Here is a 22,873-nt window from a genome sequence, read left to right on the forward strand (position 1 = left end):
TTTTCGCGGTATCGGAGAGACGTTAGGTCTAGAGAAAGCGATGCACTGCATTCAGCAACCTTTCCCATCCATACGGATGCGGGTATTCTCACATTTCAACATTCCCGTAAATGTTACGCTAATAAGCTGATTGTCCTCAGCTTTGTTGATAATTTCAGAATCATTATAACGCGCCATGGCAGTCACAAACATTCTCTTACTTACCCATGAACCACACGAGGCCCGCGGCCCTTCCGAGCGTCAGGTTCGTATCGTTGCCAGGCACAAGTCCATTAACAGGAGATAATATGCTGTATTTTTCGGATCATGAACTCGATACCTTTTTGCTAGAAGATGCTTACCGGGGAGATTTAACGACCCGCACCCTAGGGATCGAGCAACATACGGCAAAAATGGTATTTAAGAGAAAACAATCAGGCCGTGTTGCGGGGATCGCGGTGGCGAGCGCCTTATTGACGAAACTCGGGCTTCAGCCTGTCAAACATATAGAAGATGGTGTCGACGTTGATGCCGGTACGATCTTGCTTGAAGTCGAAGGGAAAGCAGAACAATTGCACAGTGGCTGGAAAACCGCGCAGCTGGTGCTGGAATGGTGCTGTGGCGTCGCCCAGTATACCGCGGATATGGTTGCGCAAGTTCAGCGGGTCAATCCTAATGCCATTGTCGCTTGTACCCGAAAAAGCATCCCGGGAACCCGTAAGCTGGCCACAGCTGCCGTATTGGCCGGCGGTGGGCATATTCATCGTTCGGGACTTAGCGAAACTTTACTGGTTTTCACAAACCACCGTCGCCTCTGCCTAGAACCTGAAAACTGGCAACAGCATGTCAGCCTGTTACGCCAGCAGGCACCGGAAAATAAAATTACAATTGAAGCAGATACACCCGACCAGATAGCAGAGCTAGTGAAAGCCGCACCGGATATCATTCAGCTTGATAAGTTTTCCGTATCAGAAGTGATCCAATCACAGCAACTGTTAGCCAAGTCAGGTCAGCAAACGATGCTTTCTGTCGCCGGAGGGATCAATCGTACGAATGCTGCGGAATATGCTCAGACAGGAGTAACCTTGTTTATTACCTCTGCTCCATACTATGCCGCACCAGAAGACATTAAAGTAATTATCACGCCAATTTAAAGGTAATAATTAACATGATCTGCGCATAAGCAATGAACTAAAGGCCCAAGTCGCGATCTGGACATTTGACAGAACATAGAACCTTGGGCATGTTCAACAAAGCCTCTCTTAGCGCTTCATAAAACGTGCAGTACTTTTTGCCATAAGCTGTCGATCAACATAAATATCTGCTTCAACTTTATAGAGCGTTAAGTAGGAAGAATTTATTTTGCCTCGAATAATAATATCCGCTGTGAGTGGAATTTCTGCAAGGTAGCGGATATTTATATCACCTGTTACAGCTTCAACGCCTTGATTAAAAATCGCGTTGCACATTCCGGCATCAAGTAACGCCGCAATAAAGCCACCATGTAAAATGCCTTGATAACCTTGCTGATGAATACTCCCTTTAGCCTTTGCCCAAACGACACCCTCTTGATCATTGTAAAAATCAAGTTTCAAACCAAAGGTTGATTGTGTGCCACATAACATACAGTGTTGATGGCTCTTTTGTTTATTCACTTTATCCAAGAGAAGCGTTGACTTGAATAAATCGCATTTCTTAATCTCATTTTGTAAAAATCTTTTTTCCGGATTATTCATTACAGATGAAGACATGGTGGATCCATTTTAAAATAAATCTGATGCTAAATAGGCTCCCGGACTTTCTCAGGAGCCAAGTTATTATTTGTGCTATTGAGGCCCTAATACTCGCGGTATGACAACCACAGTTTTCCTTATGCAGCTTGGTCAGTTACCTGAGCGAAAAATGCAATAAACTAAACAGGGGTCGTGCGGCAACAGTGGCTGCCTCTCGACGTACCATGTCCACATCGACCATGGCCTCGGTTATGAGCATTGTGACCATCTTTATGGTGATGTCTTCCATGTGCCTCATGACCGTCAGTCTGCTGCTGACAACAGCGTCCCTGTTTGGATATAGACACTCTCTTATGTCGACAACCACCCTCTTTTTCCTTTACTTCATGATTGAGAGACGGACGTCCCTGGTCGGCTTCAGTCAGAGGAACCAACCCGGCGGCTTCCGGATTGGCCAGCTCTACTGTGTTGCGACGACCACAGTTGGTTTGAAAAACGGTAAGCTGATGCGCGAGTAGTTTGGCTAACATCTGCATACCAATGTTACGTACGACGATGCGCTCAGCATGTTGCTGGATTAGCAGATCCAGCAGATTCTGCTTACCAGCACAATGGCTGCTGTGTGCCGGATTGGCATGGCGGCTAACTTCCTCGCCTTGCTCATTGATAAAACTAAAGTTTTCAGCCTTAGTGAAATGATTGGCAATACGATCTTCATTCATCGGAATTGCGGTGATCATAATTTGTTACTCCTTTTCTTCCTCACAGTGCATGATGAGGGCCTTGCCCTGAGTAAGGCAGTCCATTACTTTAAAACGGGCTGATTTCAGAACATTGGCCAGGGTCTGCCGGGAGACACCCATCTCGATTGCCGCTTCTTGTTGCTGCATTCTCAATAGATCAACCAGTCGCAACGCCTCAAACTCATCATTGGCAAGTTGAACCTGTTCAAGCTGACTCATTGGGATCCTGTTGGGTTTAAAGCAACTATCAGCAGGGCGACCACAAATATTTCTTGGGATTTTTGGTCTTGGCATGAGGCCTCCTATAAATGGCATATGCTATTTATACACCTAGTTATTGGCTTATGCCAGAAACTTTTTACTCCATGGCATCCATCACGTCGAATGGCTAAAGACAACCGCTTTTGGTTCTGACATAATGTTCTGCTGCTGTTTTTATCGCATATATTTTCCGAAATAGAATTGCAGTCATTCAACATTTCTCTCTGTTTCGGCTCAATTGACACGTAGTTCGTTCATGAAAAGAGAAATAAGTCGGTGTTTATTAGCGCTTAAGATCGGTGTTGAACAAAACAGCAAGAAGTGAATAGTTATTAGGTATTTTCCAATTCACCGCGAGGTTAGCAGTGTACAAGATTAATGAAGTCTTCGAGACGATTCAGGGTGAAGGTGTCTTCACCGGGGTTCCAGCCATTTTTGTTCGCTTACAAATTTGCCCTGTTGGCTGTTCATGGTGTGATACCAAACAAACCTGGAATGCCGAGCCTGCTGATTATGCGTCTGTAGATGACATCATGGCGAAGAAGGGCGATTCCCCGCTCTGGACCAATATTGATGCACAAGGCGTTGTAGCATTGCTTCGTGAGCATGGTTATACCGCCAAGCATATTGTGATAACTGGCGGTGAACCTTGTATCTATGACTTAATACCACTAACTCAGGCACTTGAGCAGGCCGGTTACCGTTGTCAGATCGAAACAAGTGGTACCGCAGAAATTCGTGCAACCGATGATACCTGGGTAACGGTTTCACCGAAAATCAATATGAAGGCGAAATTACCGGTTCTCCCTTCTGCACTGCAGCGTGCCGATGAAATAAAGCATCCGGTTGGTACCGCTAAGGATATCGAACAACTTGATAACCTGCTTGACGGCGTGCCGCTAAAAGAAACAGTGGAAGTGGCTTTGCAGCCGATCAGCCAGAAACCACGCGCAACTGAGCTTTGCATCGACACTTGTATAAAACGCAACTGGCGTTTATCAATCCAGACTCATAAATATCTGGCGATTGCATAAGCCGTGTAAACAGATAAGAAACCGCTGATTCAGCGGTTTTTTTATTCTCAGATTCTTATGATAATCTCATAAATTAGATTCAGAACTATCTGCGAGATCCCCCTGCAGCTTTTACATTATTAGAATTTCACCTACCTATACTAACCAAAAACATAGACATCATAGACAGCAATGTTTTCTATTATTGGGGAAATTAGTATGCGCGCTTATCTTGGCCTTTTTCTTTGCGCTGCCGCCGCAGGATTATTGCAGGCCTGCGGTGGGGGTAGTGGTGATCCCGTGAACGTAGCCGGTGAACAAGTACCGGTTTCAACCCAGTTTAGTATCAACGTCGACTCCCCCGTGGGGCTGACAACCGCTTATAACACTGGCTTTACCCTGATTAATCACGCTTACGCCGATGCTCAGGTCAATCTGACTGATAACAACTTTGCTATCGTATTACTCGACCAGGTTGGCAATATTTACCGGCAAGCCAATATTACCAGCTGGGAAAAACAGTCGAATGGCCTCTATATCATCGATGCAAATGTAGCGAAGCGTTTTAATGCAGTTTTGTTAGTTGATCTGTATAACACACCTGATTTTACGGTTGGTGAACCCTTGCCTGATAACCTGTTAATGGCACCACTCACAGCATCCGATGTGGTGGTGACATTAAATTCAACAATGGCCTATTCCGCCCTCGCCAAGCGAGTAGTACAAGACCAAGAATGGAGCATTTTCTACGAAGTTGTCAGCGATCCCAGCCGCCGTAAGTTAGCTGCAGCCCAAGACTTTGTTGATGATGTCGGAGAGGAACTTGATGTCACATTAATGCCGCAAATCGGCACCCTGGGCATGAGGATCCGTGATTTGATGACCCTCAGCATCGTGAAAAGAGTTACGGCAGGAATTATTGAACGTAAATACAGCGAACAAACTGGTAATAAAGACAGCGTTGAAGCGGTATTAAACGGCGGCTATTGGCGTTTAAACAGCTTTGCTTCGAATGATGGCAGCGGTATCAATGCCGATAACATGCAATATATCAATCCGATCACCACAACGACGGAATACGACTGGGGAAAAGACGGGGTTAATGACATTGCCCTGACGGAACAGTTTACCTATATCAGTGAGAATACCACCTTTACTTCCAATGACATTAAAAACCAAGTGCTCACCGCTCGAGGTTGGGTCGGTCTTTACAACTATTCCAAGGTGTTACTTGCGACATCCAGCACAGCCATGCTCACCGATGCCGCACTAACGGAGAGTGATAATGCCGGAACCTTCTTAGAAGTCAGTTCATATTCACTGGCAGGCAAAAAGCTCCACGACTTCTTATCGACCAAAGAGAACCACCACTTAATCAAATACATTGCAGAAGGTGCTGTCTTTGAAGACGGTGCAATTGGATATTACTTTACCTGGCGGCCTGAAAATGAGCGCTATACGCTATGCAACAACCGTAATGACTCCGCCGCTTGTCGTATCTCACCGATAGCGATGCCTGTTACCTTTTATACCGCTGTCAACGATGTAATGAACAGCGAAGCCAGTGGAACCATCCTAAATGTTAACGGCTTTAAGCTCTCTGACAACGTCATTGTGGAATTCGTCAAAGATGAAGATGAACCTAACGGCGGCAGCGTCCATTACTGGTTCAATATTGCCGGTGACAACTGGCAAATTCAAAAAACTGCCAGCTGGGCATCTGCGCAACCATTTGGTTTCAATATGATTCAGTTCGAAGTACCTGAAGCGATCACCCAGCTCGACAACAGTTATCGCTTTAACACCCGGTATCTGTTTCTGGTCGAAGACCAAGGTTACGTCAACATTGGTGAAACCATACTGGATCCTCAGGAATTTCACTATTCAGGCTTTAATGACGCAGCTAAAGAGCAAATTTTTACTGCTGCCAGCCGAGACAACCTGCCACCGTTTGGCTACTGTTACTTTGGCGACAATCAAGCTGCAACAGAAGACAAATTCTTAAATGCGGTGATCGAGTGCGGCGGCGATGAACGCTTCACCACCCAATCAGTGTCGGATCTGTTTGACCAGCAGCTGGTACAAATCGACCCAGAGGGCAATATCAAAACCATTATCTTAAAAGAAAACAACATCTGGGAGTTTTATACTAATGGCGTCTTACAGGGCTCGGAAAAAACCTGGTCGCTGACCGAACAAGGTTATTTGCGTCTTAACTGGAACCCGCCGTTAAAAGATGATGATTTCGATCTTTGGGCGTTGACCAGCCGAGACCCGGATAACAAGTTACTGGCAATCAAAACCTATATGGCTCGCAAAGAGGACATAGGTGCACCGACCCGTGAAATTTATACGCAAATCACCAAAGAGTATGCGCCAGACGAACTAGCGGTTTGTGCAGACAACGATTCGGGCTGGAGTCAGGAAACCACCACCCCGACAGTTAAAAAATCTCTGCCTCAATATCAGGATCAGGCAGCTAGCTGTATGGTTACCTGGGATAACAAAACCACCCGCTTCACCGAAGCGATGCTGATCGGCCAAGACGGCGACAACAGTGATGACATGGCGTTAACTTTCCGCAATGACACATCCCGTTATCTGAGATTAAGCGATAGTTTTAGTGGCGATTTCTTCTTAGGCAAGTATGTCGATTCGGACGGATGTGGATTCAACTTCGATATCAAATGGAAGATAAACGAAGATGGTACGCTTTACTACGAAGCGAGCGACGGTTCGATGAACGAACGCATAACTATCACTGAATCAGACGGCTTAGACTTTGCGATTAAAGCCTTTAACCATCAGACCCGCTGGCAAACCGACGAAACACTGCAATACACCGCTGAAGAAGGAGAAATCTGGAGCGACACCGTCACCTTGATAAGGGCTTCTGACGTACCAGACGTAGAACATAACCCAGACGGCGCTGAGCCCCTGGCAGGAGGCACAATTCTAAATGACGGGCAAGAGTGTGAACTCCCCCCTCCTCCGGCAGAAGGTTAGCAATATCAATGAGACGAGTATTGAAATACTCGTCTCATTGATTGTGCCATACAACAAATTAAACCATTGCTTAGCATGTGATTTATTCAATCAAGCTCATCACCCCTGATTATCTTTAATTACTAAGCATTCAGCATAACCATCTCTGCTCAAATAATGCACAAATGCTACAACCTTACGAGATTAGTGTAATTATTGAGCAGCTATCAGAACAACAAGAGCAATTACTTCATCAATTTACCCTTTCAAGTGATAACAAAGCTTGATGCTTGACGTAAGACAGGTAATATTGCTCTTTCGGAATGAATCTTAAAGCACAATATATCTTTAATGACAAAGTAAGTGCCTTAACGGAGAGTAATTTAAACATGACTTACGCGCCTGTAACAGACGTATTAAGCGGAAAGCTAGCAGTAGACACTGAAGTCACTGTTCGTGGCTGGATCCGCTCACGTCGTGATTCCAAAGCTGGGATCTCTTTTCTTGCCATTTATGACGGCTCTTGTTTCGACCCGATTCAGGCCGTGGTCCCGAATGAGTTAAATAATTACCAGGAAGAAGTACTTAAACTGACAACTGGTTGCTCTGTTGAGGTAACAGGCAAGATTGTTGAGTCTCCGGCTAAAGGTCAGGATTTCGAACTAGCAGCAACTGACGTTAAAGTTGTTGGTTTAGTTGAAGACCCTGATACGTACCCAATGGCGAAAACTCGTCACTCAATTGAATACCTACGTGAAGTCGCTCACCTACGTCCGCGTACTAACGTGATCGGTGCTGTTGCGCGTGTTCGTAACTGTCTGTCTCAAGCCATTCACCGCTTCTACCACGAGCGAGGTTACTTCTGGATGTCAGCGCCACTTATCACAGCATCTGACTGTGAAGGTGCCGGTGAGATGTTCCGCGTGTCGACTCTCGATATGGCTAACGTTCCAATGACTGACGCTGGTGAAGTTGATTTTGATAAAGACTTCTTCGGTAAAGAAACCTTCCTGACGGTATCTGGCCAGTTGAACGCTGAAACGTACGCTTGTGCACTAAGCAAAGTGTATACGTTTGGCCCGACGTTCCGTGCAGAAAACTCAAACACCAGCCGCCACCTTGCAGAGTTCTGGATGGTCGAGCCCGAAGTGGCGTTTGCTGATCTTGATGACGCAGCAAAACTGGCTGAAGACATGCTGAAGTATGTATTCAAAGCCGTGCTTGAAGAACGTCGTGATGACCTTGAGTTCTTCGCACAACGCATCAACAAGGAAGCAATCACTCGCCTTGAGCAATTCGTCGACTCCGACTTTGCGCAGGTTGACTACACAGACGCAATTGAAATCCTAAAAGCCTCAGGCCGTGATTTTGAGTTCGACGTTGAGTGGGGCATCGATATGTCTTCTGAGCACGAGCGTTATCTTGCAGAAGAGCATTTCAAAGCACCTGTTGTCGTTAAAAACTACCCGAAAGATATCAAAGCGTTCTACATGCGTATGAACGACGATGGTAAGACAGTTGCAGCGATGGACGTTCTAGCACCAGGTATCGGTGAAATCATCGGTGGCTCTCAGCGTGAAGAGCGTCTAGAGCTTCTGGACAAGCGAATCGAAGAGATGGGGATCGACCCTACTCACCTAGATTGGTACCGTGACCTACGTCGTTACGGCACAGTTCCTCACTCAGGCTTCGGTCTAGGTTTCGAGCGTCTGGTCACTTACGTAACCGGCATGGCAAACATCCGTGATGTGATCCCATTCCCACGTGCACCGCGCTCTGCAAACTTCTAATTGACGCTTTCTCAATAAGCTGAAGTTTCAAACATATTAAAAAGGCTACCTTCGGGTAGCCTTTTGTTTATATGTAATACCTGCAGTACATCAAGGCATTCGCTTTAACGTCCGCTCATCATCGTTATACTAAAGGTGTCATCCACACTGCATTACGCGTCAGATTGTTCGTTACCTTCATCGCTCTGTTCTGCAGCAGATTCTGGGCGTATATCCAGCTGAATACCTTGTAAGAAATTACGCAGAATTTGATCTTTACACTCGCGGTAGTGCTTATTTTCAGGTTTACGGAAGAACGAGCTAAGTTCGTGCTTACTAAGGCTAAAGTTCGCAAGCTTCAAGATATCAATAATATCTTCCGCTTTCAGATTTAACGCAATACGCAACTTCATGAAAATCATATTGTTGGTTAAGCGCTTTTCGGGCTCAGCTTGAGGGCCTTCTTTCTTACCACGCTTAACATTGATCAAACCATTTAAGAAGATCGCTAATTCAATGTCTCTGCATTTTTTAAATGCTGCGTCTTCTTCTTTCTTTAACCAATCGCTGACCTGCTCCCGCGTTACCTCATGATCGGCCGCGCCGAAGATCTCAATCATTGTTGAATCATTAAAATCAAAGGTATAGCGGATACGGCGCAAGATATCGTTATTGGTCACAAATATGTCCTAGTTCAATTGCAGTTGTGTCACAACGACTCACTGCCAAGTTAGCCCGCTATTTTAACAGATTTCACCGCATTCTATGCCCCTACCCGCTATTTATTTATCAACCCACCTTAAATAACGGCCTTAACTACATACTAATCAATTCTCGTAAAACTCTGCATCTCAAGTTAGTTTGGGTATAATCACTTTATATTTTTGAACGAATAACTTCATAATAACGGATAGTGCAATGGAAGCAGAACAGCTCGAAATACTTAACTTTATCAGCCAGTTTCCTCCTTTCGACAAGTTGCCTGAAGAAAAGTTACAGCATGTAGCATTACAAGTCGAAGTTGCATATTACCGTGCGGATTCCATCATTTTTAATTTGGGTGATGAGATCCATGATCTTTTCTTAATTCGTAGTGGCGTAGTTGAGATTTATCGACGTAAAGGTGAGCTTTACAACCGTATCGATGAAGGGGACATTTTTGGCCAAATGGGGCTGCTAATGAACAATCGCGTACGTATGCCAGCTAAAGCAATAGAAGATACCCTTGTTTACTGTATTCCCGAGGAAACTTTTCACAACCTTTATGAAGAATTTGAAAGCTTTGCCGACTTTGTAGACGTTGAAGATAACGCACGGCTACGTCATGCAGTCTCGTCTCATACCGATGCTAACGATCTCACTACTTCTAAGGTTCGCACTTTACTCACCCGTGAAGCGGTTATCATTCCAAAAACTGAAACTATTCAGGTCGCCGCGCAAACCATGGCTGAAGAAGGGATCTCTGCACTACTACTGAGTGATCCGGACTCTGCTGGCGACGAAGACGGTAAAGATGACATGATAGGCATCATCACAGATCGCGATCTCTGCACCCGCGTGCTGGCAGCAGGTATGGATCTCTCATCACCCGTATCTGAAGTCATGTCAACAGAACTCATTTCGCTTGATTACAATGCATATGTTTTTGAAGCAATGCTAACCATGCTGCGCTGTAACGTGCATCACCTGCCGGTACTGCGCAACAAACACCCCATAGGTATCATTGGCCTAACAGATATCGTTCGTTACGAGTCACAAAATAGTCTCTTGTTAGTCAGTACTATTTTTCAGCAACAAAGTGTCGACGAGTTGCAAATATTATCAGAGCAAGTAAAAGATTGCTTCGTCCGTATGGTAAACGAAGATGCCAACGCCCATATGGTTGGCAGTGCAATGGCAGTGATTGGTCGTAGTTTTAAGCAAAGGCTACTGGAGCTTGCTGAAGAAGCACTAGGTCCACCGCCGATCCCCTACTGTTTTCTTGCTCTTGGATCGATGGCTCGAGATGAACAACTTATCGTTACAGACCAAGATAATGCGCTGATCCTCGACAATGCTTATGATGAACTTCATCATGGTGCGTATTTTTCCAAACTAGCCACTTTTGTCTGTGATGGTCTTGCGGCTTGCGGTTACAGTTACTGTGAGGGTGAAGTGATGGCTACTAATCCTGAATGGCGAAAAACACGCCATGATTGGGAAGTCTGCTTTGCCGACTGGATCGACAATCCAAAACCACAAGCGCTGCTCAATAGTTCTATCTTTTTTGACCTCGATGGTGTCTGGGGCCGGGTCAAATGGGCTGAACAATTGAATTCCTTTATCCGCCGTAAAGCTCAGCGAAACAATCGTTTTCTCGCTTGTTTGGCTCGTAACGCCTTAAATCGCACACCACCGCTTGGCTTCTTTAAAGACTTCGTCATGGAGAAAGATGGCCGACATAACAATTCAATTAACCTTAAACGACGCGGTACCGCCCCATTGGCCGATTTAATCCGCGTTCATGCTCTTGCTGTTGGGTCTCATTCTCAAAATTCGTTTGAACGCCTGGATGATATAATTGAATCAAGCATTCTGCCAACAGGCAAAGGACAAGACCTTCGTGATGCGATGGAATTTATCTCCATGGTTCGCATTCGACATCAGGCACTGGATATTGAAGCCGGTACAGAACCCGATAATAGTATTGAACCTGAAAACATGTCCGATTTTGAGCGTCGCAACTTAAAAGATGCCTTCCAGATCCTCAGTAATGCGCAAAACTTCATGAAATTCCGTTACCAAGGCAATAGACGCTAGCCACCATTAGGGTATTTATGTTCAACCAGCCAACAAAACGTTTGTTAAACAATACTGCAACCCCTGACTGGCCGGAGTTTTTTGCCAGGCTTGCCAGTCAGGCCAAAGATCCCCGTCTCAAGAAGTACTACAGCACCGAGATGGTCAGCGGTGACACGCCATTACGTAATGTTCCATTTGTCGCATTAGACTTTGAAACGACAGGCCTTGATCCCAATAAAGATGGCATTGTTAGTATCGGACTCGTGCCATTCACTCTCCAGCGTATTCGATGCCGTGAATCGGCTCATTGGGTCATCAATCCCCATCAACCTCTTGGCGAAGAGTCAGTGGTAATCCATGGTATTACCCACTCAGATGTAAACAATGCACCTGATTTATTGCGAATTCTCGAAAAAGTACTGGATGCTTTAGCGGGTAAAATAATTGTGGTGCACTATCAGCGTATTGAGCGGGAATTTATGGACCGGGCATTAAAGAAGCGACTCAATGAAGGGATTCAATTTCCTGTTGTCGACACGATGGCGATCGAATCAGCGATACAGTATCGCCAATCAGGGGGATTTTGGAAACGCCTGCAAGGGAAAAGACCGGATTCCGTTCGGCTAGGTAAAGCCAGACAACGCTATGGATTACCCGCGTATCAACCACACCACGCCTTAACCGATGCATTGGCAACTGCTGAACTGTTACAGGCTCAAATTGCCCATCACTTTGATCCTGATACACCGTTATCGGATATTTGGCAATAGCTCCTGATAATATACGCACCACCCGTCTTGCAAAAGACGCGTATAAAAAACGCCGCTGTCACTTATTTAGAGTGCAGCGGCGTTGTGTTTTACTCTCTGCGCACTTCGCTAATTAACGAAAACGCTCAGTACGGAAGCCTAATATCAAGCTCACGCACATTAACAACAGAATAAAGGTAAACGGTAATGCGGTTGAAATTGCACCAGCCTGCAGTGCTTCAATAGCCTGTGTACCACCAACCCACAACAATACGGCTGCAATGGCACCTTCAACAGTGGCCCAAAATACCCGTTGTGGCAGTGGAGAATCAATTTTGCCACCAGAGGTAATATTGTCGATAACCAATGAACCTGAGTCAGATGATGTGATGAAAAACACCATCACCAAAACAATGGCAATCACAGACAATAGCGTACTAAATGGCAGTGCATCGAACATCTGGAACATCGCCAGAGGCACTTCTGTTATACCATTCTCACCTAAACTGCCGACACCATTTATCACCTGATCAATCGCCTGACCACCAAATGTAGACATCCAAAGCACGGTTACCATGGTCGGAACAATCAACACGGCAGTCATAAACTCGCGAACGGTACGACCTTTTGATATACGAGCGATGAACATACCAACAAATGGTGACCAGGAAATCCACCATGCCCAGTAGAATACAGTCCAGCCATGAAACCACGTTTGATCTTCACGGCCATGTGGATTGCTCAGTGCAACAAAGTTATCAAGATAAGCACTTACCGTCGTTGGAATTGATCCCATTGACACAGCAAAGCCCACCAAAGCGACAAATACCAGCAGCGCAACAGCAACCAGCATATTGATATTACTTAACAGCTTTACACCGCCGTCGATACCGCGAGCTACCGAGAAAACAGCCAACAGAGTCACCACGACGATAACGCCGATCTGCATGCCTATATCACTCTCGATACCAAACACATGTTCAATACCACTTGCCGCCTGCTGAGCACCTAAGCCTAATGACGTTGCCAGACCAAATAAGGTCGCGAGAACAGAAAATATATCAATAACATGCCCTGGCCATCCCCAAACGCGATCACCAAGAATTGGATAAAATATCGAACGAATCGAAAGTGGTAGGCCTTTATTGTAAGTAAAGAAGGCCAAAGATAGCGCAACAACCCCATAAATAGCCCAAGGGTGAAAACCCCAGTGGTACATCGTTGCACCTAGTGCCAGCTTAGCCGCTTCAGGGGTATTAGCTTCTACGCCCAAAGGCGTTCCATACCAGCCTGTATAATAAGCAACAGGTTCTGCTACGCTCCAAAACATCAGACCGATGCCCATACCGGCGGCAAAAAGCATAGATAGCCACGACATACGTGAATAGTCTTTTTCCGCCTCTTTACCACCTATACGGATTTTCCCGTATGGTGAAAAAATCAAACCCAAACAGAAAACGACAAAAATATTTCCTGACCATAAAAACAGCGCATCAAAATTATTAATGATGCTATTTTTCACCCCATTAAGAACCGCTTTTGCTGTTGCTGCATCGCTGACTAAAGCTGCAATCAAAAACAACGCGATTAAAGCAACACTTATTCCGAAAACAGGGTTATGTACATCAAATCCCCATTTTTGGATATTATCTTGCCCAACCGTGTAATCCGTATTATCTATACTGTACTTATCATGTTTACTCATCATTGAATCCCATCCTGACATTCAAGCCGCCAAGATACTTAGCCCTGTAAATAAATCCCAACTAAGAGATCAAATCACTTATGTGGTTTATGTGTCAAGTTTAATTGGAAAATACTAGACAAATCGCGTTTCCATGCATGCTTTTAGCTTAAAAACAGAATATTGCCAGCCAATAAAGATAAAATAATATTTCGATCACTAATCATTGCCCTGCATTTTTGGAAAGCTGATTCATTTAAAAGCCCTATGGCGGAATGTTAAGTAAAAGCAACAACAAATGAGGGCTATGCAATTTTCTCTCAGGAAATTGTTGCATTGTCTTGTCAACCTTCCACTGCAAAGGGTATAAATAGAATTCTTGACCGAATCATTTATCAGCATGGATGACCACTAATGTTTGAAAAAATCACTGCAGCACCTGCCGACCCTATTCTTGGCTTAACTGATGAGTTTAAAAATGATGCCCGCCCGGGGAAAATTAACCTTGGTGTTGGGATCTATAAAGACGAATCAGGTAATACGCCTGTACTGGCAACAGTAAAGAAAGCCGAAGCCATTTTACTGGAAAAAGAAACCACCAAGTCTTATCTAAGCATTCCCGGTACGGCAGAATATGGCCTGGCAGTACAACAACTGCTGTTTGGTGCTGACGCTGCTATTATTTCAGACAAGCGAGCGCAAACCGCTCAGGCTCCTGGTGGCACCGGTGCCCTGCGTGTTGCCGCAGAATTCATTAAGCGCCAGCTTGGCAATGTAAAAGTGTGGATCAGCAACCCGACCTGGGCCAACCACATGGGTGTCTTTGGCGCTGCGGGCTTAGAAACAGCCCAGTACGGCTATTACAATGCTGAAACTAAAGACATGGATTTTGGTACCATGCTGGCCGACTTGGCTGGCGCACAAGCCGGTGATATTGTTTTGCTTCACGGATGCTGCCACAACCCGACAGGTATCGACCCAGATGCTGCTCAGTGGGAGCAACTCGCACAGCTATGTGTCGAGAAGCAACTGCTCCCTATGTTTGACTTCGCGTATCAGGGCTTTGCTAAAGGGGTTGAAGAAGATGCACAAGGTCTACGTATCTTCGCCGCACAGTGTAAAGAGCTGCTGGTTGCAAGTTCGTTCTCGAAAAACTTCGGTCTTTACAATGAACGTGTTGGTGCTTTTACGCTGGTCGCCGAAAATGCAGATCTGGCTGTAACCGCCTTTAGCCAAGTGAAAAGTATTGCACGTGTTATCTACTCTAATCCACCCGCGCACGGTGCTGCGATTGTTACTGAAATTCTGAATGATGACGCTCTGCGTGCTGAATGGGTACAGGAAGTCGCTGATATGCGTGACCGTATTCAAGAAATGCGCACCCTGTTCGTACAGACGCTTAGAGATCTAGGTATCGATGCAGACTTTAGCTTCATTGAACGTCAGAACGGTATGTTCTCATTCTCAGGCCTGAATAAAGCCCAGGTTAACCGTCTGAAAGAAGAGTTTGCGATTTACATCGTAGGCTCCGGCCGCATCAGTGTGGCAGGTATGACTAAAAACAACATGCTACCACTCTGTAAAGGCATTGCTGCGGTTCTTAGCTAAGGCTAAACCTGTCAATGTCATCTGACTAAATTAACAAAAAGGGCGCAAAAAGTGTCCTTTTTTATTGCTCAGAAATACCCAAACTCTTTGTAATCATTATTTTGCTGCTGGTCATTATCCGGATTTATCTAGAGGCAACACATTACAAAAAAGCTCTCTTTCATACTGGCGCTCCAATTGCTCACGCCAGGGCTTATTAGAGAGCGGGATCAGATAGAATACTTCTCGGGACGTATCCGTGACGAATGCCATGCCATGCTGCATCAGTTCGTAATGAATATCGTGGACAAATCCCAGAGAAAAGCTCTGTCTGCCTGTTAACTGATTAATATCTTCGCGCGTCAAACAGACCCCTTGATTATCTTCAGCAAAGCGATTACGAAGCCAGTCAGAAAATTCTCTAGCACTTATCATTGTCATAAATAATCACTCCCGAGTGTCTCGAACCCTGAAAAAATCACTCTTTCATAAATAAGTTATAGCAGAGGCAGGCAAAACCGTCAGGTTCTAAGTATTGGTGACACTTATGGAAAACAGCCTTGGGTACTTCAATCACACGTTGTTGGCGGTTTTATAAAGGCAAAAAATAATTCGGGGGGATGTTACAGAGGTACGCGGGGGGACACCTGCTCCTTAATACTAAGGAGCAGGTCTAGCAGTCATTAAGCAGCTTTATAAAGTACTTTGTTTCCTGCTAATTGGATGCGCTCAACCAGACCTTCTTCAGTCAGTTTCTTTAGCGCACCTGTAGCCCATGAAGCTGCTTTCGCATCTTCCTGACCAGCCTGAAGGCCGATACCTTTAGGGTTAAGGCCATCTTGGTTTTTAACCACGATATCCAGCACTTGTTGCTGTTTCGGAGTCAAAGACACTTGAACTGCAGCAGATGCCGCCGTTTCAACTGGCTTTTGCTCTTCAACAGGCTTTGCCGCTGGAGCAGCTTTTACCGTTTCTGCAGTTGGTGCTTTTTTCACAGCGTCTTTCTTCGCTGCTGGTTTTGCTACTGCTACAGATGCCTGTACTCGCTTTTGTAGCTTAAGCTGAACTTTACGTTTGTGAGAGATTCTCATTAAATTTCCTACTCCGTTGCACTACTTTCAGTCACCACTGTACCAGCGGGAAAAAGTAAGCGCGTGTTATACCAAGGATGCCAGGGAAATGCCAGCAAACGGCTATTTAACCGACAATAAAACATGATTTCACTCAAAAACAAGCGATAAGATCTCGGTTTTCACAAAAAACCAACGCGATATGAGGTGAATTTTGGCAACTTTGCAATGTTCGTTTTTGGATAAAAAACCACCAGCAAATGCAACTAAAGTACTAAACAAAAGTCACTTTTCCGGCTGTTAACAGTATAAAATACGCATCCTGTTCATTTTGATGCATATCGCCGAGCCACCTCAAGATACAGAGTTCAGCCATACTTATGATAAGCCTGTATAAGCAAAACAGACTGTAGGGGGTTACTTGGATACGTTATTTATCAGGCCACCGATACCTAAACCCAGCGCTTATTTATTGGTCTTCAGCCTCATTGCGTTTATTGCGATTGGAGTGGGGGTGTTTTTGTATCCAGAGGCCAATGGCGCTGCTATCGCTATTTTGCTGATTGCTGCTCTGACCCTGCTAATCGTCGCGATAAAGCAATCAAACGAACCCGACCTCTCATTTACCCTGACCTTCATGCATATTCAGTCTCATAGCCCTGCTGGTGGATGGCTGGCCAGATGGAGAAACATCACGGAGATAGGCCCGGTCTCGCTCTCTTACGAAGGCTGGCACCGCCCATTGCCTTGGGTAGGGATCAAATTAAAAGACTACGACGAGTTTCTGGAATCCATCTGCCCTCGTATTGCCAGCAAAATATTGCTGGAGCAGCGCGGGCTACTGATCCTTGCCTATAAACGGGCCGATGTTCCGCCCCATGATATTGAGGACATGTTGTTTGATGATACGCATTACGTGACACATAACGGTAACGTCATCAAAGGACTGTTGGCTATGTTAGCAAACCGGATGCGCTATAACCGAGAGTTACTGGGATTTGATTTTTTCATCTCTGATGATTTGCTCGACAGGCCTGTCGATGATTTCATTGGCCTGCTCCGCCGTTACCTCGCGCAATCGAGATAGTCTCTGTCACAAACACCATGATGAACGTTGTGGTTACTCAACAAATACACCAACGTCATTAGCTTCAACAGCAGGTGCCTGCGCTTTTAAGAAAGGCAGCAGAAGTAAACCAACCACCGCCGCCGCACAAGAGATCACGGTAAAAAAACCGGTCCAGTGATATTGCTCCATCACTAACGCCAGCGGATAACCCGCCAATGCCGCACCCATGTACGCAAAAAGGCCGACAAAACCGGTCGCGGCTCCTGCAGAGTCTTTATGGGAGCACTCTGCGGCCGCCATGCCGATCAGCATCTGTGGACCAAAGACAAAGAATCCGATAGCAAAGAAACAGCCCGCCTGGAGCACAAAACCGGTCATAGGCATCAACCATAATGCGGCGACCGCCAGAAAAATCCCAATGGCAAAAATCAGATTCATGGGCCCACGGTTCCCGCCAAACAGTTTATCCGACCCCCAGCCTGCAACCAGCGAACCGATAAACCCGCCGACTTCAAACAGTGATAAAGCCGTATTGGCGGTGATCAGGCTGTAGCCATGCTGTTCGGTCAGGTAGAGGTTGCCCCAATCATTAATTGCCGTACGCACGATGTAAACCAGCACATAGCTAAAGGCCAGCAACCAGATGTATTTATTGGTCAGCACGTACTTTTTCAGTATCTCGGTGTGGCTTAAGCCTACGCCTTCATTTTCATGGGCCAGCTCCAATACATCCTGCCGCCAGTGCCCTACCGTCGGTAATCCCAGCGTGATGGGTTTATCGCGTAGTCGCCAGCATAAGAACAGCCCGACAACCACCGCTATTATTCCGGGTATAATTAAGCCGTAACGCCAGCTGTAATGCAATGTCAGGAAACCCACTAGCAAGGGGATCAAGGCGCCACCGACATTATGGGCGGTATTCCAAAACGCCCACCGGAATCCGCGTTCTGACCGGGAATACCAGGTTGTCAGCAACTTAGAGCACGGCGGCCAGCCCCACCCCTGAAACCAGGCATTTAGCATCCACAACGCGGTAAACATCATCATCGAGCTGGAGAAGCCGAACAGAATATTGACCACGCCAGTCGCAATCAACCCGATCCCCATGAAGTAACGGGGATTCGAACGGTCAGAGATGATCCCTGACAGGAACTTAGAGCAGCCATACGTAATGTAAAACAGCGTCCCCATGATCCCGATATCCGATTTATCCAGCCCCAGATCGGCAATCAAGGCCGGCATCACATAGTTAAAGCTTTTACGGGTGAAGTAGAACAGTGCATAGCCAATATACATGGTAAACATGATATGGAAACGCCAATGATGATAGAGATCATCCACCTGGTCAGGATCTGTCACTGCGGGAGCGTGTGGTTCAGACTTAAAAAAACCGATCATAACTTCATATCTACAACTAATAAAATGTGCAAAGCATCGTTAATGCAAACCAAGCTAAAGGACCGGCAATACAACTTGCAACTCAGTTCCCCGCCCATCTCCATTCTGGCAACTGATCAGAGTGAACCGGCCGCCTAAAGCCTGTACCCGTTCTCGCATACCGCGCAGACCAAATCCACGGGTTGTCTCTTCCGGTTGAAAGCCGATACCGTTATCTTTCACCACCAGAAATGCATCTTTCTGGAATGACAAAGTAATACTGACTTCCGTCGCTTCTGCATACTTCACCACATTATTCAGTGCTTCCTGGCAGATCCGATATAACGTCACACTCATCGCATCGCTTAACTCAGTATCACTTTCATTGAGTTCATCACAGGTTATCGAGGTACGAATACCGCTCGCTTCGCATTCCATCTCTCGGACTAACTGGTATATCGCTTCTTCAAGCCCTAAATCATCAAGAGTTTTAGGACGTAACTGAGTCAGCAAACCTTTAGTTGTGTCATAAATATTCAGAGACAGATGCTCGATAGTCGAAGCGCAATTTTCGCCTAGCGGCGTATTTTCAACCCGCTTCAGGATACTGGCCTGAGTTCTGATCGCCGTGATGTTCTGCCCAATTTCGTCATGCAGCTCACGGGCAATATCCCGTCGTACTGACTCTTCAGCCTTCACCAATTGACGTGACAAGCTATGGTTTCTCGCCAGCTCATGCCTGAGTTTCTGATTGAGTTCACGCTGGCGCTGAATCCCCATCCCCAGCAAAATACCAGTCAGGCTTTGTGCCGACAGTGATAACAGCAGATCGGTAATTTCCATATTACTGACACCGCTTCGCGCGGCGATTAACGCCACACTATTTAATAACGTACCAAGTAACGCTCCCTGCCAGCCATAGCGAAATGCCAGCAGAATAATGGGGATCGCTAAGCAGAACGGGGCAAAACGTCGCATCTCATCCGGTAATCCCACCTGAAGAGCAATACTGAGTGCGAACAGGATGACGTAAAACACCACATGCCGACTACGCAGCTCGACAGGCTTTGATACCAGATTGACCGTGAGTGGGATCCAGGCATTCTGGAACAAATAGCTCCAGATCAGGTAACAGCTGGGCACTAGCATCAGGCCCCCTGTGATACTCACCAGTAACACCATCCAGGGGGAGTGGCTGACGACACCGATAGCCAGGGTATTCACCAGCGCGGTCAGTGCTATCACCGCCCCCATCACACACAGTCGTCGCCACTGAGAACCGTAATAATATTTTTGTGCTAACCACAAAATGGGCACACTGACGATGCTGGCAATGATCGCCGAGAACCACTGCGATTGTTCGAGCAATACCGCCAGCGACACCATGAGCCACCATTCAGCGCTATACACCGCGGCCCAGTAGGCTTTCGGAGTATGCAGCGTTATGCCAAGTCGCAGGGCAAAGGGAAAGAGTAAAATAGCCAGCTCAGGGTCTAAGGTAAAATAGTAGGACAGGACCCACAGACAAAACCAGCAGCATGAGATCAGTAACCAGCCACACAGTGAGGTAATGAGGTAACTGCGCATTAAAGCGCCTCACTCTCAAAACATTTCGCCAGCTCTACGTTATTTTTCACCCCCAGCTTATCCATCGCATTGGCACGATGAACATGAATGGTTTTATGGCTTAACCCTAAACGAACGGCAACGGCTTTGACATCCAGTCCCAATGCCAGCATCTCGCCGATCTCGCGCTCTCGTTTTGTCAACTGGCCAAGAAGCTTACGCCCCCGATCGGGTGCTGCCAGCTTCATTGCTATATCAGGGGTAAGGTAGCAACCACCAGCGGCTGCCGTGCGTACGGCCTGCACCAGCTCATCAGGGCTGCAACGTTTAGTTAAATAACCACGAGCACCAGATTCCAGGGCTTTTTCAACGATTGCCACAGAATCATGGACACTGAGCATGATACACGCTATCCCTTTAGGCAAATCAGCCAATAAGGAGAGTCCGCTCTCGTCCGGCATGGATATATCGAGGATACAAACATTCGCATTCGATCCGGGTAAGCCTCTGCGAGCTTCATCGGCCGAACCAAATTCACCCACCACCTCAACATCAAGTTCCAGTGATAACAGCTGAGCAAAACCCGAACGTACAATGAAGTGATCATCAACTAACGCAACTTTGATCATCTAGAAAAATACCCAGTCATAGCGAAAAGAGGCATAAACTACATCCATCCTTCGGCGCAAGCAAGATAGAAAAATGAGATACCATAATAATTAGAATTACTCTTCGTTTACCATCATGATTCTATTGCCATAAATAGTTGAAATTGGCGTTGGCACAAACAAAATAGCCACCGTAAAGGTGGCTATTTTCATCGACTATCAACCAAGACAATGGTTATGCTGCTGTGGTCGCTGTTTTAAGCAGACGTTTTTCATGACGGATCTTTTTCTCTTCGGCAATGGCAACGAAAACCAATAGCCCGATACAAATAGCGGCTGAGGTATCCAGAGCTGCGAATGTCCCCTTCCAACCGGTCAGGCCAAAGATAGGCGTACCGTCAGCAATCATGCCTAAACCTAGTTTGGCAAAACTGTCACCAATCAGGTAAGCAAACGTACCTTTGACACCATCTGCAACACTGATTGCTTTCTTCGGTACAAAACCAACCGCAGCCACACCAATCAGCAGTTGAGGTCCGAACACAAGGAAACCTAGTACAAACAGTGAACCAAGGTACATGTACTCGCTTGTCGCATGTTGGTAAAACTCTAAGGCGAAAATGATCAGAACAAGTGAGACACAAGCAACTAGTGCGCGGCGACCATTAGCAAGGTCAGACAGATAGCCCCACATCAGCGTTCCCACAAGTGCGCCGACTTCGAATAACGTGAAACCAGAGATAGCCGTTTCTTTCGATAGCCCCAGCTCTTGGTAAGCATAAACGGTAGACCACTGGTCGATACCAATCCGTACGATGTACAAGAAGATGTTAGCGAAGCAAAGCAACCAGATGATTTTGTTCTTAAGCACGTATTCCATAAAGATTTCGCGCTTGGTCATTTGATTTTCTTCAGCTTCCAGATCTTCGGTACTGATCTCTTCACCAAAGAGCTCTTCCGCGGTGCCTAAACCGTAAGCTTCCGGTGAATCATTACCAAAACGCAGGCCGATAAAACCAACAACCAGTGCAATGATGGATGGGAAGATGAACATACCAATAACATGACCATCAAACAGGTAGTTAGCACCGAATAGTGCAACACCGGCAGCACCCGCACCACCAACATTGTGGGACATATTCCATAAACCAAGGTACGAACCACGCTTGTTACGCGGGGTCCACTTGGTGATCGTAGAATAACTTGAAGGGCCGCCCGTACTTTGGAAGAAACCACTCAAGCCGTAGAAAGCAATCATCAGGAACAGACTCACACCTGAACCACCCATGCTGACACTGAAGCCCAGCATAGCGATACCTGACAGAATTAACATGAATGGAAGAAACTGCTTGGTATTTTTTCCGTCAGCGTAATATGAAACGACTGTTTTACCGATGCCGTACGTAATAGAGAAACCAAGGCCGATCAAACCCAGCTCTGTCATCGACAAGCCATATGTCGAGATCATGTCATTTTGGGCAACATTGAAGTTCTTGCGAATCAAATACATTGCCATATAGCCAATAAAAACAACCAAATATGATTGAATAAATGGCTTGAACCACATTTTACGGCGTTCTTCTACAGGCAGGTCTAAAGTAGGCTTTCTGACCTGTTCCAACAGTTTAAACATGTGAAACCCTCAACAGATTTACTCGGAATAAGCCTGCTTACTAAATGCTGCGACTATCGGCACAGCATCCAGTAAGCAGAATCGCTGGGTATCATCAGGAGCCAGAGGAATTGTTATATGTCCAAGCCATAGCAACTAACTGCAAAACATACATCGGGGGTGAGTATTATTTGCGGGTAAGCGGCCAAAGATGATGATTAACCAGATTTGCTGAGGATTCTAAAGAGTGGGCAGTTAACTGGCTTGAGAAGGCGGCCTAAAACCGT

General features: G+C 46.0%; 19 protein-coding genes. 8 read left to right on the forward strand and 11 right to left on the reverse strand.

Going from position 1 to position 22,873, the window contains the following annotated elements; all coding sequences use genetic code 11:
• Nucleotides 1–287 precede the first annotated feature (287 nt).
• Complete coding sequence (modD, locus tag C9I89_RS00515; protein WP_107281391.1) at nucleotides 288–1,133, forward strand: ModD protein; 846 nt, start codon at nucleotides 288–290, stop codon at nucleotides 1,131–1,133.
• Nucleotides 1,134–1,241: 108 nt separating this feature from the next.
• On the opposite strand, the gene C9I89_RS00520 is transcribed toward modD, so the two are convergent.
• The 3 genes from C9I89_RS00520 to C9I89_RS00530 all read right to left on the reverse strand — a co-directional run bounded on the left by C9I89_RS00520 (nucleotide 1,242) and on the right by C9I89_RS00530 (nucleotide 2,749).
• A complete protein-coding gene (locus C9I89_RS00520; RefSeq protein ID WP_245905370.1) occupies nucleotides 1,242–1,730 on the reverse strand; it encodes a PaaI family thioesterase in 489 nt (162 codons plus the stop codon).
• A gap of 161 nt (nucleotides 1,731–1,891) precedes the next feature.
• A complete protein-coding gene (locus C9I89_RS00525; RefSeq protein WP_107281392.1) occupies nucleotides 1,892–2,452 on the reverse strand; it encodes a NifB/NifX family molybdenum-iron cluster-binding protein in 561 nt (186 codons plus the stop codon).
• Nucleotides 2,453–2,458: 6 nt separating this feature from the next.
• Nucleotides 2,459–2,749, reverse strand: coding sequence for a DUF134 domain-containing protein (locus C9I89_RS00530; protein ID WP_107281393.1), 291 nt, complete (start codon nucleotides 2,747–2,749; stop codon nucleotides 2,459–2,461).
• Nucleotides 2,750–3,081: 332 nt separating this feature from the next.
• Here C9I89_RS00530 and queE point away from each other — a divergent pair, with 332 nt between their 5' ends.
• The 3 genes from queE to asnS all read left to right on the forward strand — a co-directional run bounded on the left by queE (nucleotide 3,082) and on the right by asnS (nucleotide 8,504).
• Nucleotides 3,082–3,750 (forward strand): 7-carboxy-7-deazaguanine synthase QueE, encoded by a 669-nt coding sequence (gene queE, locus C9I89_RS00535; RefSeq protein ID WP_107281394.1) that lies wholly within the window; start codon nucleotides 3,082–3,084, stop codon nucleotides 3,748–3,750.
• Nucleotides 3,751–3,948: 198 nt separating this feature from the next.
• Entirely contained in the window at nucleotides 3,949–6,735 is a 2,787-nt protein-coding gene (locus tag C9I89_RS00540; RefSeq protein WP_107281395.1) for a hydrogenase expression protein HypA, read from the forward strand.
• A gap of 368 nt (nucleotides 6,736–7,103) precedes the next feature.
• Entirely contained in the window at nucleotides 7,104–8,504 is a 1,401-nt protein-coding gene (gene asnS, locus C9I89_RS00545) for an asparagine--tRNA ligase (RefSeq protein WP_107281827.1), read from the forward strand.
• Between the two features lie 152 nt (nucleotides 8,505–8,656).
• Here asnS and C9I89_RS00550 read toward each other — a convergent pair whose 3' ends face one another.
• On the reverse strand, nucleotides 8,657–9,163 hold the full coding sequence (locus C9I89_RS00550; protein ID WP_107281396.1) for a YehS family protein: 507 nt from the start codon (nucleotides 9,161–9,163) through the stop codon (nucleotides 8,657–8,659).
• A gap of 238 nt (nucleotides 9,164–9,401) precedes the next feature.
• On the opposite strand from C9I89_RS00550, the gene C9I89_RS00555 reads away from it, so the two are divergent.
• Nucleotides 9,402–11,282, forward strand: a complete 1,881-nt coding sequence (locus C9I89_RS00555) for a DUF294 nucleotidyltransferase-like domain-containing protein (protein ID WP_107281397.1) — start codon at nucleotides 9,402–9,404, stop codon at nucleotides 11,280–11,282.
• Between the two features lie 17 nt (nucleotides 11,283–11,299).
• Complete coding sequence (locus C9I89_RS00560) at nucleotides 11,300–12,034, forward strand: 3'-5' exonuclease (protein ID WP_107281398.1); 735 nt, start codon at nucleotides 11,300–11,302, stop codon at nucleotides 12,032–12,034.
• Nucleotides 12,035–12,146: 112 nt separating this feature from the next.
• On the opposite strand, the gene C9I89_RS00565 is transcribed toward C9I89_RS00560, so the two are convergent.
• The gene (locus C9I89_RS00565) at nucleotides 12,147–13,721 is read right to left on the reverse strand and encodes a BCCT family transporter (protein ID WP_107281399.1); all 1,575 of its coding nucleotides are present in this window, start codon (nucleotides 13,719–13,721) and stop codon (nucleotides 12,147–12,149) included.
• Between the two features lie 390 nt (nucleotides 13,722–14,111).
• On the opposite strand from C9I89_RS00565, the gene C9I89_RS00570 reads away from it, so the two are divergent.
• The gene (locus C9I89_RS00570; protein WP_107281400.1) at nucleotides 14,112–15,305 is read left to right on the forward strand and encodes an amino acid aminotransferase; all 1,194 of its coding nucleotides are present in this window, start codon (nucleotides 14,112–14,114) and stop codon (nucleotides 15,303–15,305) included.
• 114 nt (nucleotides 15,306–15,419) lie between these two features.
• On the opposite strand, the gene C9I89_RS00575 is transcribed toward C9I89_RS00570, so the two are convergent.
• Entirely contained in the window at nucleotides 15,420–15,725 is a 306-nt protein-coding gene (locus tag C9I89_RS00575) for a hypothetical protein (RefSeq protein WP_107281401.1), read from the reverse strand.
• 242 nt (nucleotides 15,726–15,967) lie between these two features.
• Nucleotides 15,968–16,375, reverse strand: a complete 408-nt coding sequence (locus C9I89_RS00580) for a MarR family transcriptional regulator (RefSeq protein ID WP_107281402.1) — start codon at nucleotides 16,373–16,375, stop codon at nucleotides 15,968–15,970.
• A gap of 400 nt (nucleotides 16,376–16,775) precedes the next feature.
• On the opposite strand from C9I89_RS00580, the gene C9I89_RS00585 reads away from it, so the two are divergent.
• The gene (locus C9I89_RS00585; RefSeq protein ID WP_245905371.1) at nucleotides 16,776–17,441 is read left to right on the forward strand and encodes a DUF2982 domain-containing protein; all 666 of its coding nucleotides are present in this window, start codon (nucleotides 16,776–16,778) and stop codon (nucleotides 17,439–17,441) included.
• 33 nt (nucleotides 17,442–17,474) lie between these two features.
• Here C9I89_RS00585 and uhpC read toward each other — a convergent pair whose 3' ends face one another.
• The 4 genes from uhpC to uhpT form a co-directional block, all read right to left on the reverse strand.
• On the reverse strand, nucleotides 17,475–18,821 hold the full coding sequence (uhpC, locus tag C9I89_RS00590; protein ID WP_107281403.1) for an MFS transporter: 1,347 nt from the start codon (nucleotides 18,819–18,821) through the stop codon (nucleotides 17,475–17,477).
• Between the two features lie 54 nt (nucleotides 18,822–18,875).
• On the reverse strand, nucleotides 18,876–20,387 hold the full coding sequence (uhpB, locus tag C9I89_RS00595) for a signal transduction histidine-protein kinase/phosphatase UhpB (RefSeq protein ID WP_107281404.1): 1,512 nt from the start codon (nucleotides 20,385–20,387) through the stop codon (nucleotides 18,876–18,878).
• Nucleotides 20,387–20,995, reverse strand: coding sequence for a response regulator transcription factor UhpA (uhpA, locus tag C9I89_RS00600; RefSeq protein ID WP_107281405.1), 609 nt, complete (start codon nucleotides 20,993–20,995; stop codon nucleotides 20,387–20,389). Before uhpA ends, uhpB begins: the two co-directional genes overlap by 1 nt.
• A 214-nt stretch (nucleotides 20,996–21,209) precedes the next feature.
• Nucleotides 21,210–22,607 carry a hexose-6-phosphate:phosphate antiporter gene (uhpT, locus tag C9I89_RS00605; RefSeq protein ID WP_107281406.1) on the reverse strand — a complete coding sequence of 466 codons (1,398 nt, stop codon included), beginning with the start codon at nucleotides 22,605–22,607 and terminating at the stop codon, nucleotides 21,210–21,212.
• Nucleotides 22,608–22,873: the final 266 nt, after the last annotated feature.

The organism is Photobacterium lipolyticum, assembly GCF_003026475.1.
Lineage (GTDB): Bacteria > Pseudomonadota > Gammaproteobacteria > Enterobacterales > Vibrionaceae > Photobacterium > Photobacterium lipolyticum.

Coding starts and splice junctions, on each gene's coding strand:
- modD (WP_107281391.1), top strand. CDS start 288: ATGCTGTATTTTTCGGATCATGAACTCGATACCTTTTTGCTAGAAGAT.
- C9I89_RS00520 (WP_245905370.1), bottom strand. CDS start 1,730: ATGTCTTCATCTGTAATGAATAATCCGGAAAAAAGATTTTTACAAAAT.
- C9I89_RS00525 (WP_107281392.1), bottom strand. CDS start 2,452: ATGATCACCGCAATTCCGATGAATGAAGATCGTATTGCCAATCATTTC.
- C9I89_RS00530 (WP_107281393.1), bottom strand. CDS start 2,749: ATGCCAAGACCAAAAATCCCAAGAAATATTTGTGGTCGCCCTGCTGAT.
- C9I89_RS00540 (WP_107281395.1), top strand. CDS start 3,949: ATGCGCGCTTATCTTGGCCTTTTTCTTTGCGCTGCCGCCGCAGGATTA.
- asnS (WP_107281827.1), top strand. CDS start 7,104: ATGACTTACGCGCCTGTAACAGACGTATTAAGCGGAAAGCTAGCAGTA.
- C9I89_RS00555 (WP_107281397.1), top strand. CDS start 9,402: ATGGAAGCAGAACAGCTCGAAATACTTAACTTTATCAGCCAGTTTCCT.
- C9I89_RS00560 (WP_107281398.1), top strand. CDS start 11,300: ATGTTCAACCAGCCAACAAAACGTTTGTTAAACAATACTGCAACCCCT.
- C9I89_RS00565 (WP_107281399.1), bottom strand. CDS start 13,721: ATGATGAGTAAACATGATAAGTACAGTATAGATAATACGGATTACACG.
- C9I89_RS00570 (WP_107281400.1), top strand. CDS start 14,112: ATGTTTGAAAAAATCACTGCAGCACCTGCCGACCCTATTCTTGGCTTA.
- C9I89_RS00575 (WP_107281401.1), bottom strand. CDS start 15,725: ATGACAATGATAAGTGCTAGAGAATTTTCTGACTGGCTTCGTAATCGC.
- C9I89_RS00580 (WP_107281402.1), bottom strand. CDS start 16,375: ATGAGAATCTCTCACAAACGTAAAGTTCAGCTTAAGCTACAAAAGCGA.
- uhpC (WP_107281403.1), bottom strand. CDS start 18,821: ATGATCGGTTTTTTTAAGTCTGAACCACACGCTCCCGCAGTGACAGAT.
- uhpB (WP_107281404.1), bottom strand. CDS start 20,387: ATGCGCAGTTACCTCATTACCTCACTGTGTGGCTGGTTACTGATCTCA.
- uhpA (WP_107281405.1), bottom strand. CDS start 20,995: ATGATCAAAGTTGCGTTAGTTGATGATCACTTCATTGTACGTTCGGGT.
- uhpT (WP_107281406.1), bottom strand. CDS start 22,607: ATGTTTAAACTGTTGGAACAGGTCAGAAAGCCTACTTTAGACCTGCCT.